Annotated in this window: 13 protein-coding genes; all 13 read right to left on the bottom strand. The window is 61.4% G+C overall.

The annotated features are described in order from the left end of the window. Position 1: 1 nt before the first annotated feature. Positions 2-1,363 (bottom strand): TldD/PmbA family protein, encoded by a 1,362-nt coding sequence (locus tag B0G73_RS31120; protein ID WP_106284989.1) that lies wholly within the window; start codon positions 1,361-1,363, stop codon positions 2-4. Then, positions 1,363-2,799 carry a TldD/PmbA family protein gene (locus B0G73_RS31125; RefSeq protein ID WP_106284990.1) on the bottom strand — a complete coding sequence of 479 codons (1,437 nt, stop codon included), beginning with the start codon at positions 2,797-2,799 and terminating at the stop codon, positions 1,363-1,365. The genes B0G73_RS31120 and B0G73_RS31125 overlap by 1 nt, the downstream gene beginning before the upstream one ends. Continuing rightward, on the bottom strand, positions 2,792-4,459 hold the full coding sequence (locus tag B0G73_RS31130) for an ABC transporter ATP-binding protein (protein WP_106284991.1): 1,668 nt from the start codon (positions 4,457-4,459) through the stop codon (positions 2,792-2,794). Before B0G73_RS31130 ends, B0G73_RS31125 begins: the two co-directional genes overlap by 8 nt. Next, positions 4,456-5,571, bottom strand: coding sequence for an ABC transporter permease (locus B0G73_RS31135; protein WP_106284992.1), 1,116 nt, complete (start codon positions 5,569-5,571; stop codon positions 4,456-4,458). Before B0G73_RS31135 ends, B0G73_RS31130 begins: the two co-directional genes overlap by 4 nt. Continuing rightward, entirely contained in the window at positions 5,525-6,577 is a 1,053-nt protein-coding gene (locus tag B0G73_RS31140; protein WP_106284993.1) for a microcin C ABC transporter permease YejB, read from the bottom strand. Before B0G73_RS31140 ends, B0G73_RS31135 begins: the two co-directional genes overlap by 47 nt. An 8-nt stretch (positions 6,578-6,585) precedes the next feature. Further along, positions 6,586-8,514: an extracellular solute-binding protein gene (locus B0G73_RS31145; protein WP_106284994.1), complete on the bottom strand. Its 1,929-nt coding sequence runs from the start codon at positions 8,512-8,514 to the stop codon at positions 6,586-6,588. 291 nt (positions 8,515-8,805) lie between these two features. After that, positions 8,806-11,550, bottom strand: a complete 2,745-nt coding sequence (locus B0G73_RS31150; protein ID WP_106284995.1) for a TonB-dependent siderophore receptor — start codon at positions 11,548-11,550, stop codon at positions 8,806-8,808. A gap of 303 nt (positions 11,551-11,853) precedes the next feature. Then, on the bottom strand, positions 11,854-12,429 hold the full coding sequence (locus B0G73_RS31155; RefSeq protein ID WP_012432476.1) for a helix-turn-helix domain-containing protein: 576 nt from the start codon (positions 12,427-12,429) through the stop codon (positions 11,854-11,856). 297 nt (positions 12,430-12,726) lie between these two features. After that, positions 12,727-13,911, bottom strand: coding sequence for a lipopolysaccharide assembly protein LapB (locus B0G73_RS31160; RefSeq protein ID WP_106284996.1), 1,185 nt, complete (start codon positions 13,909-13,911; stop codon positions 12,727-12,729). Positions 13,912-13,920: 9 nt separating this feature from the next. Then, complete coding sequence (locus B0G73_RS31165; protein WP_011487696.1) at positions 13,921-14,349, bottom strand: biopolymer transporter ExbD; 429 nt, start codon at positions 14,347-14,349, stop codon at positions 13,921-13,923. Positions 14,350-14,496: 147 nt separating this feature from the next. Then, on the bottom strand, positions 14,497-14,919 hold the full coding sequence (locus tag B0G73_RS31170; protein ID WP_012432473.1) for a biopolymer transporter ExbD: 423 nt from the start codon (positions 14,917-14,919) through the stop codon (positions 14,497-14,499). Between the two features lie 12 nt (positions 14,920-14,931). Continuing rightward, on the bottom strand, positions 14,932-15,837 hold the full coding sequence (locus tag B0G73_RS31175; RefSeq protein ID WP_106284997.1) for a MotA/TolQ/ExbB proton channel family protein: 906 nt from the start codon (positions 15,835-15,837) through the stop codon (positions 14,932-14,934). A 76-nt stretch (positions 15,838-15,913) separates the two neighbouring features. Beyond that, entirely contained in the window at positions 15,914-16,582 is a 669-nt protein-coding gene (locus B0G73_RS31180) for an energy transducer TonB (RefSeq protein ID WP_106284998.1), read from the bottom strand. Between the last annotated feature and the right edge of the window lie 552 nt (positions 16,583-17,134).

Below are 17,134 nucleotides of genomic sequence, written 5' to 3' on the forward strand. Positions count from 1 at the left end.
CTTATAACGTCAATTCGAATGACCTCACCAGAATGCCCGGCAATTGCATGCCGCCCGTGGCGCGCTCGCCCCATGTCGAATCGCTCAATAGCAGTTCGGCTTGCGCGCCGAGTTGTTCGAGTTCGCTGCCGAGCAAGCGGTACAGACTGTCGTCGAAACGCATGGCTTCCAGCGGCGCGACGATTTCTCCGTTCTCGACCCAGAACGTCGCGAAGCGCGTCATGCCGGTGAGGCGGCAATTCATGCGGTCCGAGAAGTTCACGTACCAGAGGTTGCCGATGTAGAGACCCGTGTCGATCTTTGCGAGCACCTCTTCTTCCTGCAAGTCGCCCGCTTGCATCGAGAGCGCGGCCGGTGATTCGCTGGCCAACGCGCCGTTCGGCGTCAAACCGTATTCGCGTGCGCTGCGTGCGTTGGTCAGGCGTTCGGCGCTGCGGCCGGCCTCGATCAACGGGACGCTGTCACGCAGGTAACCGTCGTCATTGAATCCTGGCGTGATGCCGAGACTGAGATCTTCGCTGATCGTCACGCGCGGGTCGACTACGACTTCTCCCACATGCAGCTTGTACAACTCGCTGCGCGAACTCGCCTGAGCGCGAGCGGAAAAGCCGCTCCACGCGGTGACGCCGAGCAGTTCCGCGAGCGCGGCGGGCGCCAGATAGGAACGGTAACGTCCCGGCGCCAATGTGCGCGGCGTGCGCGCCAGAACGGCAAGACGTGTCGCGGCCTGCTCCACTTTGCCCGCGAACACGGCATCGCTCCAGTCGTCGCCGGCGTAGGTGGTTTTGATCGCGCGGCCGCTCGGGTCGTACAGCGACCAGCTGAAATTGAAGTTATCCACTTCATACCAGCCGCGGCTGCCGTTCGTCGATGCGAAACCGCGCACGATGGTGCCGCCCGCATAGAAGCCCACGAAGTCGAGCCCTCGCGCGCATTCCGCGACGATGTGCGCAAGCCCGTCAGGGTTCGGCAGCTTGCCGGAGCGCTGCGTGGTGCGCTGCCATTTCGACGTGTCGAACAGTAGATGCGGATCGTCCGCCGCACCGCGCAGACCTTCGCGCAAGGTGGCGAGGGCGGCGCTCACTTCATCGAGATCCTGCTGCAGATCGCCGCATACGGTCAGCGTGGAATAGGCCTGACGCGCGCCGTCGATCAGACGCAAGGTCAGCTTGCCTTGCGACACGCTGCCGGTCTGCCGCACTTTGCCCGAATTGAAACGGATGAAGTCGGACTGCTCGCCGGCAAATGAACTGAGCGTGGTTTCGCCGCCCTGCTGCAGACGCTCTATCGCATCGGCGAGCAAAGTGAAATGCCGCTCCCAATCCACCGACGTGGCGGCGCGCGAAGAGATGAACTGGCTCATCATGCGCCTCCGAACACGTCGATGTTGCTGAACACGCAAGCCGGCGACGCATGGCCGACGCGAATGATCTGCGCCGGCTCGCCCTTGCCGCACATGGACGTGCCATACACCTCGCGCGTGCTCGCGTCGCCCACCGCACTCAGGCTGCGCCAGAAATTCGCGGAAATACCGCGGTAATTCGGCTGTTTGACGACCTGCGTGAGCTTGCCGTTTTCGATCAACTGGCCAAACTCGCAGCCGAACTGGAATTTGTTGCGATGGTCGTCGATCGACCAGGACGTGTTGGTGCGCATCAGAATGCCGTGTTCGATATTGCCGATCATCGCCTCCAGCGAACTCTCGCCCGGCTCGATATTCAGATTCGCCATGCGATCGATGGGTGGCCGGTTCCAGTTCGAAGCACGCGAGTTCGCGACGCCCGGCATGCGTGCGCGCTGTTGCGACAACGCGCCGCCGAGCGGACGTTCCAGCACGCCGTCGCGAATCAGATATTGCTTGTGCGCTTCGGTGCCGTCGTCGTCGAATGCGTAGGCTGCGGCTTCTTCGCGCAGCGACGGATCGAAGGTGACGTTCAGCAGTTCCGAGCCGTAGCGATACGAACCGAACATGTCCTGCTTGACGAAGCTCCAGCCCGCGAAGTTGCGTTCATCGCCGAGAATGCGATCCAGTTCGAGCGGATGGCCGATCGATTCGTGAATCTGCAGCATCATCTGGTCGGGCATCAGCAACAGATCGCGCTTGCCCGATGGGCAATTCGGCGCGGCCAGCAATTGCAGCGCTTCGTTTGCGACGCGCGCGCCCGAGCCTTCGAAGCCGAAACGCGTCAGCACTTCCATGCCGCCCTGTCCGAGCGTGCCGTAGTTGCCGCCCAGCGTGCGCACTTGCGTATCGCCGTTCGCGTGCGCGGCGACACTCAATTGCGGCATCACGAAACGGAACTGCTGGTCGATGCGAACACCGTCGCCGGTGATGTAGAGTTGATCGGTGTGCGTGATCTGCACTGCCGCCACACGTTCGACGATTTTTGCATCGAGGTTCGCGCCCGCGCATTCCGCGCCGAGAAGCTCGAGCCATTCGGCACGGCTCGGCAATGCGCGTTGCGCATTCGGCGACACGTACTGGCCGCTCGCCGCGGGTCGCGCGACTTCCCGATGGTCGATCAGCGACAAGGACGCGCTCGCCTCGGCGCGCGCGGTGGCTAAATCGAGCGCGGCCTGCAAACCGGCCGCCGAGAGATTCGCAGTCGCGGCATAACCCGCCCCCGCGCCCACCCACGCGATCAGCATCGCGCCGCGATCGCGCACGGTGCGCAGCGGCTGCGCGATGTCGTTGCGAATCTCGTGGTCGTCGACCTGTTCGTCCACAATGCGCAGCGACCAGAACGCCGCGCGGCTCTTCAGCGTTTGGGCGGCTTGCGCCCAACGTTCGTCAATCATTGGCAGGTCCCGTATGAGTCGCGGCCGTGCCGGGCTCCGGCACATTGAGCGACGAGGCGAGCAGCGACTGGGTATAAGGATGCGACGGCGCATGCAACACATCGAGTGTGTCGCCCGCCTCCACAATGCGTCCGGACTTCATTACGATCACGCGATGCGCCATGGCTCGCATCACCGCCAGATCGTGCGTAATGAACAGATAGCTTAGCTTGTACTTTTTCTGCAGATTTGTCAGCAGATTCAGCACCTGTTTCTGGATCGACACGTCGAGCGCGCTGGTCGGCTCATCGAGCACGATCAATTCCGGTTGGACGGCCAGTGCGCGCGCAATCGCAATACGTTGACGCTGGCCGCCGGAGAATTCGTGCGGATAGCGCAGCATCGCGTCGGCCGGCATGCCGACTTCTTCGAGCAGGCTGCCGACGCGCGCGCGCCGCGCCTTCGCATCCACTTCCGGCTTATGCACGGCCAAACCCTCGCCGATGATCTGCTCCACCGTCATGCGTGGCGACAGCGAGCCGAACGGGTCCTGAAACACGACTTGCATACGCGAATACAGCGCGCGGCGCGAGTTCGCCGTCTTGAGCGTGGACAGCGGCAAACCGTCGATATGAATATGGCCGGCGGCTGGCTGTTGCAGGCCGAGGACAGTCGCGGCCAAGGTCGATTTCCCCGACCCAGATTCACCGACAATGCCGAGCGTTTCGCCGCGCCGCACGCTCAGGTCGACATCGTGCACCGCGCGGAACGTGGAGCGCCCGAACATGGACCGCCAGCCTTTCGCCGACGTGCGGTAATCGACGGCCAGTCCTTGCACTTCGAGCAGCCGGCGCGCGCCCGCCTCGACCGGCTCGACCGCGCGTTGCGGATCGCTGTCGAGCAGCCGCCGCGTATACGGATGTTGCGGGCTCGCGAATAGCGCGTCGGTCGTATTGGTTTCGACCAGCACGCCCTTTTCCATCACCGCGACGCGCTGCGCAAAACGTTTCACCAGATTCAGGTCGTGCGTAATCAACAGCACGGCCATGCCGCGTTCGGCCGCTTCCTGTTCCTGCAACGAAATCAGCAAATCGACAATCTGCTGACGCACCGTGACGTCGAGCGCGGTGGTCGGTTCGTCGGCGAGCAGCAAACGCGGACGGCACGCGAGCGCCATGGCGATCATCGCGCGCTGCCGCTGACCGCCCGACAACTGATGCGGAAAGCTGTCGATGCGCCGCTCCGGTTCGGGAATGCCCGTGCGCCTGAGCAACTCGATGCCGCGCTCGCGCGCCGCATTCGGCCTCAGACCTTCATGCAGACGCAGGCTCTCGGCGATCTGCTTGCCGATCGTGAAGAGCGGATTGAGCGCCGTCATCGGTTCCTGAAAGACCATTGCGACGTCGGCGCCACGCAGACCGCGCATCTGTTGTTCGGTTTTTTGCAGCAGATCTTCACCATCGAGCAACATGCGGCCGCTCAATTCGGCATGCTCGACGAGCCGCAGAATGGACAGTGCGGTGACGCTCTTGCCCGAGCCCGATTCGCCGACCAGCGCCACGCGCTCGCCGCGGGCGATGGAGAGACTGAGTTCATGCACCGCGACCTTGTCGCCGAAACGCACGGAGAAACGATCGATTTCCAGCAACGGCCGAGCGATCGGCGCCTGAGCGGCGGTCATCGCGGACCTCCGCCGAAAGCAGAACCGCGCGAACGCGTGTCGAGCGCATTGCGCAATGCGTCGCCCATGAAGGTCAGCAACAGCAACGTGATCACCAGCGCGGCAAACGCCGACATCGAGATCCACCATGCGTCGAGATTGTTCTTGCCTTCCTGCAGCAGTTCACCGAGGCTAGGTGTCGGCGGCGGCACGCCGAGGCCAAGAAAGTCGAGGCTGGTCAGCGAGAGAATCGCGGCGCTCATGCGGAACGGCAGGAAGGTAATCACCGGCGTCAAACTATTCGGCAGAACATGACGCCACATGATCTGCCAGTTGCTGAGACCCATGGTACGTGCCGCCTTCACGTAATCGAGCGAACGGTTGCGCAGGAATTCGGCGCGCACGTAATCGGACAGGACCAGCCAGCCGAACATCGACAGCAAAATGAAGAGCAGCCACAACGTGGGCTCGAAGATCGACGCGAAGATGATCAACAGGTACAGGTCGGGCATCGAACTCCAGATTTCGATCAGGCGCTGACCGATCAGATCGGTGCGTCCGCCGTAAAAGCCCTGCACCGCGCCAGTCAGCACGCCGACCACGACCCCGGAAACCGTGAGCGCCAGCGCCATCAGCACCGACAAGCGGAAGCCGTACAGCAGCCGCGCCAGCACGTCGCGCCCGAACTGATCCGTGCCGAGCCAGTTGCTCGCGGTGGGCGGCGCCGGATACGGATGCGCGGCGAAATAGTCGATCGTGTCGTAGTGGAAATGATTCGGCGGATAGATCGCAAAGTTGCCATTCGATTCGAGCCGCGAGCGGATATACGGATCGAGGTAATTGGCACGCGCCGGAAAGTCGCCGCCAAACAGCGTCTCCGGATAGTCCTTCACGATCGGGAAGTAATAGTGCCCGTCGTAACGGACGAGCAGCGGACGGTCGTTGGACAACACCTCGCCGAGCAGGCTGATGGCGAACAGCGACACGAAAATCACGAGGCTCCAGTAACCGAGACGCTGCCGCCTGAAGCGCAGCCACGTACGCCGCCACGGAGACGGCGACGCCGCGTGCGCCGCGCCGGCCGCGTCAGCGGTCCAGGCGGTTGAATTGGATGCGGGGGTCGACGAGGACATAGCAGACGTCAGCAATGAGTTTGGTTACGAGGGCAATCAGCGTGAACAGAAACAGCGAACCGAGCACGACCGGATAGTCACGGCGAATCACGGAGTCGTACGACAGTTGGCCCATGCCGTCGAGCGAGAACAAAGTTTCGATCAGCAGATTGCCGTTCAGAAACGCGCCGACGAAGGCCGCCGGCAAACCGGTGAGCAGCGGAATCGCCGCATTGCGCAGCACGTGTTTCCACAGCACGTCGCGCTCCGGTGCGCCCTTGGCGCGCGCGGTCAGCACATATTGCCGGCCGATTTCCTCCAGAAACGTGTTCTTGGTCAGAATGGTGACGATCGCGAAGTTGCCGACGACCGAAGCCGTGACCGGCAACACGATGTGCCACAGATAGTCGAGCAGTTTGCCGAACGCGCTGAGATCGTTGAAGTTGTCCGAGGTAAGACCGCGCATCGGAAACACCTGCCAGAACGTGCCGCCGCCGAATAACATCAATAACAGCACGCCGAGCACGAAGCCGGGAATCGCATAGCCGGTGAGCACCAGCACGCTCGTGACGGTATCGAAGCGCGAGCCGTTGCGCACCGCTTTCGCGATCCCCAACGGCACGGATATCAGATACGTGAGCAGCACCGTCCATAAGCCGAGCGTGATCGACACGGGCAGCTTCGATTTGATCACGTCCCACACGCTGTCGTGCTGATAGTAGGACTGGCCAAGATCGAACGTTGCGTAGTGCTTGAGCATCAGCAGATAGCGTTCGAGCGGCGGCTTGTCGAAGCCGAACTGTTTCTTGATCTGCTCGATCTGCTGCGGATCGACGCCCTGGCTGCCGTGATAACCGCCGCCGCCCGCCCCCGCCTCTCCGCCACGGCCAGCGCCGTGGCGGAGTTGCGTCATCACCTGTTCGACCGGCCCACCCGGCACGAACTGCGTGACGACAAAAGTCAGCGTGACCACGCCGAGCAGGGTCGGCACCATCAACAACAAGCGTCTGAGAATGTAGGCAAGCATGCTGTGCCTCAGTGAGCCGTAGCGGCCGTAGCCGCGGTGGAAGATGCGGTCTGGGCGGCCGGCGTTTTCCTGTACCAGTAGTCGATCACCCAGTCTTCGTATACATACGTCGTCGGCACTTTGTCCGGATGACCGAGCGTCGACTTGTAGCCGATCCGCGCTCCCGGCGCGTAATACTCCGGCACGATGTAGAACGAATAGATCAGCACGCGGTCGAGTGCACGGGTTGCCGCTTCGAGGTCGTCGAGATTGTCGGCGGAGAGCGCCGAATGAATCAGCGAGTCGACCGCTTTGGAGCGGACGCCCGGATAGTTTTCCGAGCCGACTTCCGACGCCGCCGCGCTGCCGAAACGGCGCGTCAATTCCGCGCCGGGAATCGTCACCGGCGGATAGATGAACGTGGTCATGTCGTACTCGAAGTTATCCAGCCTCTTCTGATACAGCGCGCTGTCGATCTCGCGCATATGCGCCTGGATGCCGAGCATGCCGAGCGCCTGCATATACGGCAGGATCAGGCGATCCATACCGGGCTGATCGTCCATGATCTCGATCGTCATCGGCGTGCCGTTGGCGTCGCGCAAGGCGCCGTCGCGATAGTGCCAGCCCGCTTGCGCCAGCAGATCGCGCGCCACGCGCAAGTTGCCGCGCAAGGAATCTGGCGCGATCGTCGTGGGCTGCTTGAGCATGGGGCCGAATACTTCCGGCGGCACGTCGGCCCTCAACGGCTCAAGCAAGGCCAGTTCCTTCGGGCCGGGCATGCCGGTCGCACCGAACGGACTCGCCGCAAAATAGCTGCTGGTGCGCCGGTATTGACCGTAGAACATCATGCGGTTCATCCAGTCGTAGTCGAATGCCATCGTCAGCGCGTGACGCACGCGCGGGTCCTGAAACATCGGCTTGCGCAGGTTCATCAGCAAGCCCTGCATTTGCGCGGGGCCGTCGGCGAATTCGCCTTTCTTCAGTAGTCCGTTGTCGAAGTTCTTGCCGACGTACTTGCGCGCCCATTGCGTTGCGCTGTATTCGACAAGCACGTCGGTGTCGCCGGCCTTGAACGCCTCCAGTTGCGTGTAATGGTCGCGATACAGTTTGAAGGTGATGCTCGCGAAGCGGAACATGCCGCGCCGCGACGGCAGATTCGCGGCCCAGTAATCGGGGTTGCGTCGATAGGTAATCTGCTTGTCGTTCTTGCGCGACTCGATCAGATACGGGCCGCTCGCGATCGGCGGCTCGTTCGCGATCTGGTCGAACGGTAGACGTGTGCCGTCCGCGCGCATGCCCCACTTCGGCGAGAAGATCGGTAAATCGCCGGCGATCAGCGCTGCGTCGCGTTCGGCGTGCTTGAATTCGAAGCGAATCGTGTTTTTGTCGATCACGGTCGCGCTTTTGATGACCGAGAACTGCGCATTGAAGAGCGGCGAGGCCTTTGGGCTCGTCAATGTGTCAAACGAGTATTTGACATCGGCCGCGGTGATCGGATCGCCGTTCGAAAAGCGCGCGGCGGGATTGATGTGGAAGGTGGCCGAACCCAGGTCCGGCGCGACCTCGACATCGTCGGCGATCAGCGGGTACTCGGAGGCGAGCTCGTCCCAACTGCGCTGCATCAGCGTATCGAACATCAGATGCTGAATGTCCGGCGCGGGCGCACCGCGCACGAGAAACGGATTCAGCGAATCGTAGCTCTGCAGTTCGTCGAAGTTCTGGAAGCTGAGCTTGCCGTCGCTCGGCGCCGTGGGATCCGCGTAGTCGAAGTGCGTGAAGCCGGCGGGATATTTGGGTTCGTCATACTGCGCAATCGAGGGCCGCGCCTGCGCGCAGACCGCGCCCAATGCCAGACACGCCCCTGCGCACAGCGCGATTCGAGCGGCAGTGCCAGGCAGGCGCATCGCGGCCGCTGCAGTTCGAACAGCGCGCGACCAGTGAAACTTCACAAGTCTCATCTTCGGAATGCGTAAGAACGCGCGCCGGCTTCAGGCCGGCGCGCGGTAAATCGAATCGGCAAGAGTGCCGGCATGACGCCTTCGCTCTCGTAGCTTTCCCCCGCTAGCGCTGCTCTGCGCGCTAGCTCGTTGCCGCTCGCCACCGCTCGCCGTGGTTCTGAACGAGCATTGTGCACGCGGGCACGCCTCAGTACATCGCTAACAAATTTGCGCCGCTCCGGCACCAACAATGGAAGCCGGAGCGGCCAACCGGTTGGACAGACTGCGGGTGCATCACAAACATCGAGGATTTCAGAAGCGGTACGACGCGCCGACCTGGAAGAAGCGGCCGATGTTAGTGTAAAGCGACTGGTCGTAGCCCGTGATATCCGGGGTGGCCTGCCACTCCACGTCGAACGGCGGCTTGCGATCGAAGATGTTGTTGATGCCGCCGTAGATCGTCCAGTTCTTGAAGCCGCGATACGTGGCCATCAGGTTGAACTGGCTGTACGACGCCACCGACAGCGTGCCGCCGTCGCCGAACTCGGACGCCACCGCGTTGGTGTACGGGCCGGTGTACTGCCACGTCAGCGTGGTGGTCAGCTTGCGGTAATCCCAGGAGAGGCTGGTATTACCCTTCCAGCGCGGATTGGACGCACCGAACGGTTGCAACAGCGCGAGGTTGTTGCCGGCAAAGTCCTGCGTCGGCGCACCCGGGCTATTCAGCTTGAAGTGCCACACATAGGCCCAGTCGCCTGCCAGCGTGAACGTGCCGTACTTCGTGCCCACCGACTTGCGGAAGTTCATGTCGAAACCGTCGGTGTCGAGCGAACCCAGGTTGACGAACTGTTCCTTGATGTAGGCCACCGTGCCGTCCGGATTGCGGATCACGTTCGACGGGTTGTTCGCATCCATCACCGCGTTCGGATCGTCCGTGCCGATCACACCGTCAATGTGGATCTTGTAGAACGCCGCACCGATATCCGTCGACGAGTCCGGCGAAAGCTGGAAGCCGATGTTGTAGTTCTTGGTGCGCTCAGGCTGCAGCGCCGGATTGCCGTTGACCTGTTCCGTCGTGAAGTGCTTGGTCGGCGTGCCGCTCGGGTCGTTCGGGTCCACCAGGTTCTGGTGAGCCAGATAGGTTGCCTGCGAGTTTTCGACCAGCGTCGGCGCGCGGAAGCCGCGGCTATACGATGCGAAAGCCGTGAGTGCCCGCACCGGCTGGAAGCGCAACGCGAAGCTCGGCGAGAACGCACCGCCGAAATCGCTGTAGTGGTCGTAGCGGCCCGCCTGCGTGAACGTCAGGTTGTGGACGATCGGAATATCCACCTGATAGTAGACGGCGGCCACATTGCGCTCACCGTCGACCGTTTGCACGTTGGCCGGCGCCGTAACGCCGAGCGCGCTATACGTACGCGAGTTGATGATGTTGCTTTCGTGACGGAATTCCGTACCGAAACCGACACCGACCGGACCGCCCGGCAGCGTGAACAGATTGGTCGTCGAGGTCTTCGCCGTGACGCTGTCGAGCTTCGAGATCGCCTGCTCATAGTCGTTCTGGAAGACGCCGTTCAAACCGTTCGGCGTGGCCGACGGGTTCGAAAAGTTGAATACGCCGTTCTGCAGAATGTTCTCGAGGCCTGCAACATTCAGCACGTTGCCATAGGTCGTGTCCACCGTGCTCTGCGAATGGCCGTAATCCGCGGACCAATCCCAATCGCCGAATTTCGGGGTGGTGAACGAGCCCTTCACGCCGGTCGATGCACGCCAGAACGTCGACACCGTATCCGCCGAGACGGTATTCGGGAACGTATAGTTGATCAGCGTGGGCACGCCGAACGGGTTGTACGGATTGGTGCCCGAGACCGTGCGCGAGATCGGCAACGCGGAGCCGGTGGCCGGGTTGAACGCGTTGGTCTGGCTGCTCAGCACGGCCGGACCTTCGTTCTGCACGGTTTCGTTGCGGCTCACCCACAAATCGGCGTAAGCCTGCATATCGTCATTGATCTTGAACGTGCCGCGCACTTTCGCGTTCAGGCGCGTGATCGCTGGCACGAGCGAGGTGGTGCTGGCCGGATTCGATTTACACGTGGATGCGCCGTTCGCCGACACGCTGCCCGGAGGACAGGGATTGAGCGCCATGTTGGTGCCGTCGGCCGTGGTCCAGTACGACTGCTGGTTCGGACCGAGCGGACCCGCGAGACCACCCGGGAACTGGCTGAAGTCTTGACCCGCGGTCATGTCGCGATCGCCGAGCGACGAGCCGGTGTCGCGGTAATAGCTCGCGGCGGCTGTCACGTTGAAGCGGTCGCCATTCAGGTCGCCGATACCGCCGAGCACACTGAAGTTGCCCTGCGCGTCGCCCGGATGCTGCGCCTTGCCGAGCTGGCCATCGATCTGCAAGCCCTGGAAGTCTTTCTTGGTGATGATGTTGACCACGCCCGCAATGGCATCCGAACCATACACCGAGACCGCACCGGTCTTCACGATGTCGATGTGGTCGATCATGTTGAGCGGGATCGAATTCACGTCGAAGAACGTGTCGGTGAAGTTCACCGCCTTGCCGTAATTCGCTACCCGTTGCCCGTCCACCAGCACCAGGGTGTACTTCTCGCTCAGACCGCGCAATGCAATACCGCCGCCGCCTTGCGCGGAGCTGTTCATTGTCGTTTGACCCCAACTGCTCCCCGAATTCGCGGACGTGCCGCGCAGGAAGTCGGCCACGGTCGTATAGCCGCTTTGCTGGATTTCCTTGGTCGTGATGGTCTGAACTTCCGTGTTGCCGACCTTGTCCGCCGTGCGGATCAGCGACCCGGTCACTTCGAATTTCTTGAGTTGCTGGACCCCTTTGCCCGCCGGCGTCGCGGTGGTGTTGTCCGCAGACGGTGTGGCGGCCGTGCCCGTTGCCGGGGTGCTTTCCGTCGTCGTCGCGCCTGCCGCGGTGCCGGTGGTCGCCGGCTGGCTTTGCGCAAACGCCGGTACGGCGATTGCGGCCGACAACGCCAGTTCAGCCCAGACTATTCTTCTAATGGCCAGCGCCAATGCCCTTTGTTTCATTTTTCCCCTTCTCGCTCGTCAGTAAGGCCACAGCAGTATGTGAAGAGTGGTCTCGTGAACCGCTCTACTCGATATACGGCGATCTTGCGCCGCGTTCCGTTAAAGCAACTTCAAATAAGTCAGCGTCGGACTACTAATTTATTGCAATCGGAATGCGCAGCGCTTTCCAATCGATTACATATCTACTGCCACGCGAGTGGGTTCCGCCATGCGTCGGTCCGGCATCCCAAATCGCGGGCACACACCTAAGTAATGCTTACAAATATCGAGTGACTGCTTTTTTCTAAAGCACGGCCTGCGGCACTAAAACAATCTCGGCGTCCCGACCCACACGACCACCGCTTCTTCACGCGCGGTATTGGACCAGGAGTGCGGCACGGTAGACTCGTAATGCGCGGTGTCGCCTGCCTGCAATACGAACGTCGTGCCTTCCAGCGTGAGCGAGATCTGGCCGCTCATCACATACAAGAATTCTTCACCGGCATGCGTTGTGACTTCCGACGGGTTCTGCCCCACCGGCATCCTGACGAGGATCACTTCCAGCTTGCCGCCGACCGACAGGTTCGTCAGCCTTCCAAACAGATTGGCGGTTCCGTCAAATCCGAAGTACTTCAGCTCGCTTCCTCTACGCACCGACTTGTCTTCGGTCGGCGTGTCGACGAAGTACTGCACCGTGACACCCAAAGCTCGCGCAATACCGACTAGCGACGTGATCGAAGGTGTTGCATGACCCCGTTCCACCTGCGATAAAAAGGGCTTGGAAATACCCGCGGTCGTTGCCACTTCATCCAGCGTGCGACTGAGCCGTTGGCGCAGCGCGCGGATTTTGCTTCCTATAGAGATTGCAACATGTGCCTTGTTATTGAGTGGCAAGACCATAGCAAGACAGAATCCCGTAGTCAAAAATAGTTTGATATATACAAATTATGTTTCGTCGAGCGCAACGTTCTCCCTAAAACGTCCCTGATAGCCCTGCTGACAGTCCGCCATGGATAACCGCATCAATTTGTTATCCAGAAGACTTGCCCGCCCCCAACAATCCTTTTGATAGTTGCGGCTGCAACCACACATCGACGTCGAAGACGAGCCCACGTTAATTGGAACGCGCGCACTCCCTCGCGTCCACCGCGAGGGGACGCGCCTCATCTGAGAGAACCTGACGGGAGTGGGGTGCTCTTATTTCGACGCCACCAGAACCCACAAACGTGCGAGGTCGGCTGAACCATCGGTGCCTTTCACCGCACGGAAGGTTTGCACCGCGCGAGCCTTGTCGCCCGCGATGTAGTACGCCTCGCCGAGATGCAGCTGCGCCTGGTCCGGATGGTCGAGTCCACCCTTGGCGATCGCGGCATCCATCGCCGCCAGACCCTGCTTCGCCTGCCCCGCGAAAACCTGGTTGAAACCCACATCGACGGGGGCAACGGGGTTTGCCGGATCGGCGGGCGCTTGCGCGCGTTTGGCCGCGAGCGCCTGCAGACGTTTTTCGCGGTCCGCTTGCGCGTCACGTCCCAAAACGCCCGACGCAAAGCCCTGATCGATGATCTGCTTGCCTTCCGCGGTGGTGCCCGCCACGATCGCCAGTTGGGTCATTTCCATATAGTCGTCGGCGGTCGAGAGCGATCCGGTAGCGCGACGCAGGCGATACGTGTCGATATCGAGCTTCGACGAATAGCCCGGCTTGTTGCGAATCGCCGAGAACAGATCGTCCCAGTAAGACTGCTTCGGATGATAGGCAACCAGCTTCTCGAGCGTGCTGCGGTACGTGGCATCGTCCTTCACGCGTTGCGCACACGTGCCGAGCAATTGCAGTTGCGATTCGTCGGGCGCGCGACCCGCACGCACCTGTGCATCGATGCCGGGCTTGAGCAGGCTCACCACGCTCGCGCAATCGTTCGACAGGTAGTAAGACTGAACCAGCAGCGTGCGCATGTCCGGATCGCTGCCGCCGGTCTTCAGATAGCGCTGCGCGACTTTCGCCGCCTGCGCATAGTTCTTCTGCTGGAAGTAGATGCCCGCCAATGCCGCCGTCGTGCGCTGTTCGTCCGCGCCGCTCAGCTTGCCGGAACCCAGCAACGTTTCGTAGGCCTGAGCAGCCACGCCGGTTTCGCCCGCCGCCGCCGCGGCCGCGCCACGCATCTGCTCGATCATGGTGCTTTCGTACGGCGTCTTGCCGGGCACGGCCGCCGCCTGATCGATCTTTGTCAGCGCGTCCTTGTACTTGTGCGCGCGATACAGATCCTGCGCGGCATTCAGCGGCTTCGCCACGTCCGGCCGCAAGGTGTCGGCGGCATGAGCGGCGAGCGGCAGCGCGAGAGCGGCCGCGATGACGGCGCGCTTGAAGCGGTGGTGAATCGTTTGCATTGCCCTTCCCTATTGCATGTACTGCTCATTGCCGATCAGGCCGATCTTGGTCGCGCCGAGCCGTTGCGCGGACGCCATGACTTCCGCGACATCTTTGTACGGCACCAGCTTGTTCGGCCGCAGATGGATCTCGGCTTGAACCGGTTCGGCGGCCACTTGCGCAAGCCTGGATTCGAGCGCGGCGCGATTCGGCACCGGCTGGCCGTTCCAGGTCGTGGTGCCGTCGAAGTCGATATCGATCTGTACCACTTCAGGCTGCGTGATCGGCGGCGGTGGATTGCCGACCGGCAGATTCATCTTGATGGCGTGCGTCTGAATCGGGATCGTGATGATCAGCATGATCAGCAACACCAGCATCACGTCGATTAGCGGCGTGGTGTTGATGTCGACCATCACATCCGGTTCGCTGCCGCCGCCCGACGATACGTTCATTCCCATTTTTGGCTCCTGTCGATCAGACTTGGCGCTTTAGCGCTTAGTCTGATCCCATGCACAGCGGTTGACCGGACTTGGCGCTTTAGCTGTCGGCCAGAGTTGGCGCTTTAGCGCTTACTCTGGTCCCATGCACAGCGGTCGATCGCAAAATCAGCCGCCGCGTGCGGGTGGCTCAGTGATAAACGAAACCTTCGCGATACCGGCGCGCTCGCACTCGGTGATGACCCGGCCGATGAACTCATAACGCGCGCTCTGGTCGCCGCGAACGTGCACTTCCGGTTGCGGTGTCATGACCGACACGGTCTTCAGACGCGCCAGCAGCGTCGGGGCATCGACCTGCTTTTCGTTCCAGAAGAAGTCGCCGTCACGATTCACCGCGATGACGATACTCTTCGGCGTGGTCTGCAGCGGCTGAATCGTCTCTTTCGGCAATTGCACCGGCACCGTATGCGTCACGACCGGAATCGTGATCAGAAAGATGATCAGCAGAACCAGCATCACGTCGACGAGCGGCGTGGTGTTGATACTGGAGATGACCTCGTCGTTGTCGTCCTGCCCAACGCTCATTGCCATGACGGACTCCGCTTATTGAACCAGCGACGCTTCGCGAGCCGTAGCACGCGCCGGGCGACGGCTGCCGGCCAGCAACACGGTATGCAGTTGCGCGCCGAATGCACGGACACGCTCCATCACCGATTTGTTGCGACGAACCAGGAAGTTGTAGCCGAGCACCGCGGGCACTGCCACCGCAAGACCGATCGCCGTCATGATCAGCGCCTCGCCCACCGGACCCGCGACCTTGTCGATCGACGCCTGGCCTGCAATGCCGATGGCCGTCAGCGCGTGATAGATCCCCCACACCGTACCGAACAGGCCAACGAACGGCGCCGTCGAACCCACCGTGCCAAGGAACGCCAAACCGTCTTGCAGCCGGTTCGACACATTGGTGATCGCACGCTCGACCGAGGTATCGATCCACGTGTTGCGGTCCACAGCCTCAAGCAATGCTTCTTCGTGATGCTCGCCCGCTTCGATAGCCGTTTCGGCGATGAAGCGGAACGGCGATGTTTCGTCGAGCAGCTTTGCGCCTTCCACCAGCGACGGCGCGCTCCACAACTGCTCGTCCGCGCTCTTCGCGCGGCGGTTCGCGCGGAACTGTTCGACGAACTTGGTGATCATGATGTACCAGCTGCCCATCGACATGAGCACCAGCAGAATCAGCACGAAGCGGGCGACGAAGTCGCCGTTATTCCAGAGGGCGCTGAGCCCGTAAGGGTTGCTGACCGTTTCAGATGTAGCCGGTGCCGGCGGCGGCACTGCTTCGTCGGCGGCCGCGCTGGCGGTTTGCGGCGTGGCGGTGGCCGGTGCCGCGGCAGCCGACGCCGTGGCGTCGCTGGCCTGCGCGTGGGCCATCTGCGGTGCAACGAAATCCACCGTGGTCACGGCGATCAACATGCTTGCCGCCAGTGCGGCGAGAGTACGCTTCTTCATGCCTGCTCCAAGTTCATTAGTACAACTTCTAAACTAAGACTGATAAATCGCTACCGGTACCGAACAGCCTGTGAATTCAGTTCAGGTTAAACGAGAACGGAACTTGCACACGGACAGCCTGGCCTTGGGAAACGCACGTGAACTGCTTGACTGCGTTGAATGCGGCACGATCCAGTGAGGAGTCGTCCGAGGATTTGGCAACGCGTTCATTCGTAATATGGCCCTGCGGGTCGACGACGAATTCAACAACAACATCACCCGTCACGTTGTTTTCCTGCGCTTCCTTCGGGTAGCGGATCGACGAACGGATCTGATCCGAGTTCGGACACACCACTCCGACTTCGGTGCTCACAGGCTTCGTCGGCGCGGGCGGCGCCGGCGGTGCGGGCGGGGCCACCGCGGGCGCCGACACGACCGGTGCGGCCTGATGCGTAATAGTCGGCTGCTGCGGCGGCGTCTGCACCTGCACTTCCGGCGGCGGCACGAATGGCGGCGGCGGCGGCGCGAACTTCGGCGGCGGCAATTGCACCGTGGGCAACGGCGGCGGAGGCGGCGGCTTCACCGGTTCGATGATTTTCGTTTCGATCGGATGCTGAATAACCTGCACGACCTTGGTGGCGAGGCCGTTGATCAGCGCATAAATCAGCACGATGTGCAAAAGCAGAACAACTGCAATGCCGCCAAAGCGGCGTACTGGGTTTTGCTGCTTGCGCCCAAACTCGCGCGGGCGCCCTGGCCTCTCCATACGGGCCGCTGCTGCCGGAAAATGCCCTTCGACTTTCGTACCCACCTTTACTCCTCCGGCGTGAACCGTCCATTTCTGTAACTGCAGTGCGCTTACCTGCCGCAAACAGCATTCACTTCAACCATCTGGCAACCAGCGGCATTTGATTCGGAGTCCAAAACGGACGTGACACTACCCGGCTCCGATCCGACGACACGGACGCGCCTCTAGAAGACGGCGGTCGTGCGTCATGTGAGCCGAATAACCGATCTAAGTAGAACTACTAATAGATTAAATTTGAGCCGTTCGCTTCTGCCTTGCATGAACGCTGGAGAGAACCTTATCTCTATAACTCGTAGCGCCTGGAACTTTTTGCGCAAACGTCACACGCGTTTCATGGGAGGCAACAATAGCAGGACAAAAAATGTACGGTCAAACTTTTTTTGATGACGGCATACTTAGTTTAGAGCGCTAACTCTAACTCATGCCAAATTCGCGCCGCTTTAAAAGAATAAGCGTCTGTGGAGCAGATAAGCATTCGGATGTTTCTGCCCGACAATTGGGAATTTACTG

Source organism: Paraburkholderia sp. BL25I1N1, from assembly GCF_003002025.1.
GTDB lineage: Bacteria > Pseudomonadota > Gammaproteobacteria > Burkholderiales > Burkholderiaceae > Paraburkholderia.

What these genes read in the sequence shown, in the direction of transcription:
- B0G73_RS31120 (WP_106284989.1), bottom strand. Translation starts at nt 1,363, where the DNA reads ATGAGCCAGTTCATCTCTTCGCGCGCCGCCACGTCGGTGGATTGGGAG.
- B0G73_RS31125 (WP_106284990.1), bottom strand. Translation starts at nt 2,799, where the DNA reads ATGATTGACGAACGTTGGGCGCAAGCCGCCCAAACGCTGAAGAGCCGC.
- B0G73_RS31130 (WP_106284991.1), bottom strand. Translation starts at nt 4,459, where the DNA reads ATGACCGCCGCTCAGGCGCCGATCGCTCGGCCGTTGCTGGAAATCGAT.
- B0G73_RS31135 (WP_106284992.1), bottom strand. Translation starts at nt 5,571, where the DNA reads ATGTCCTCGTCGACCCCCGCATCCAATTCAACCGCCTGGACCGCTGAC.
- B0G73_RS31140 (WP_106284993.1), bottom strand. Translation starts at nt 6,577, where the DNA reads ATGCTTGCCTACATTCTCAGACGCTTGTTGTTGATGGTGCCGACCCTG.
- B0G73_RS31145 (WP_106284994.1), bottom strand. Translation starts at nt 8,514, where the DNA reads ATGAGACTTGTGAAGTTTCACTGGTCGCGCGCTGTTCGAACTGCAGCG.
- B0G73_RS31150 (WP_106284995.1), bottom strand. Translation starts at nt 11,550, where the DNA reads ATGAAACAAAGGGCATTGGCGCTGGCCATTAGAAGAATAGTCTGGGCT.
- B0G73_RS31155 (WP_012432476.1), bottom strand. Translation starts at nt 12,429, where the DNA reads ATGGTCTTGCCACTCAATAACAAGGCACATGTTGCAATCTCTATAGGA.
- B0G73_RS31160 (WP_106284996.1), bottom strand. Translation starts at nt 13,911, where the DNA reads ATGCAAACGATTCACCACCGCTTCAAGCGCGCCGTCATCGCGGCCGCT.
- B0G73_RS31165 (WP_011487696.1), bottom strand. Translation starts at nt 14,349, where the DNA reads ATGGGAATGAACGTATCGTCGGGCGGCGGCAGCGAACCGGATGTGATG.
- B0G73_RS31170 (WP_012432473.1), bottom strand. Translation starts at nt 14,919, where the DNA reads ATGGCAATGAGCGTTGGGCAGGACGACAACGACGAGGTCATCTCCAGT.
- B0G73_RS31175 (WP_106284997.1), bottom strand. Translation starts at nt 15,837, where the DNA reads ATGAAGAAGCGTACTCTCGCCGCACTGGCGGCAAGCATGTTGATCGCC.
- B0G73_RS31180 (WP_106284998.1), bottom strand. Translation starts at nt 16,582, where the DNA reads ATGGAGAGGCCAGGGCGCCCGCGCGAGTTTGGGCGCAAGCAGCAAAAC.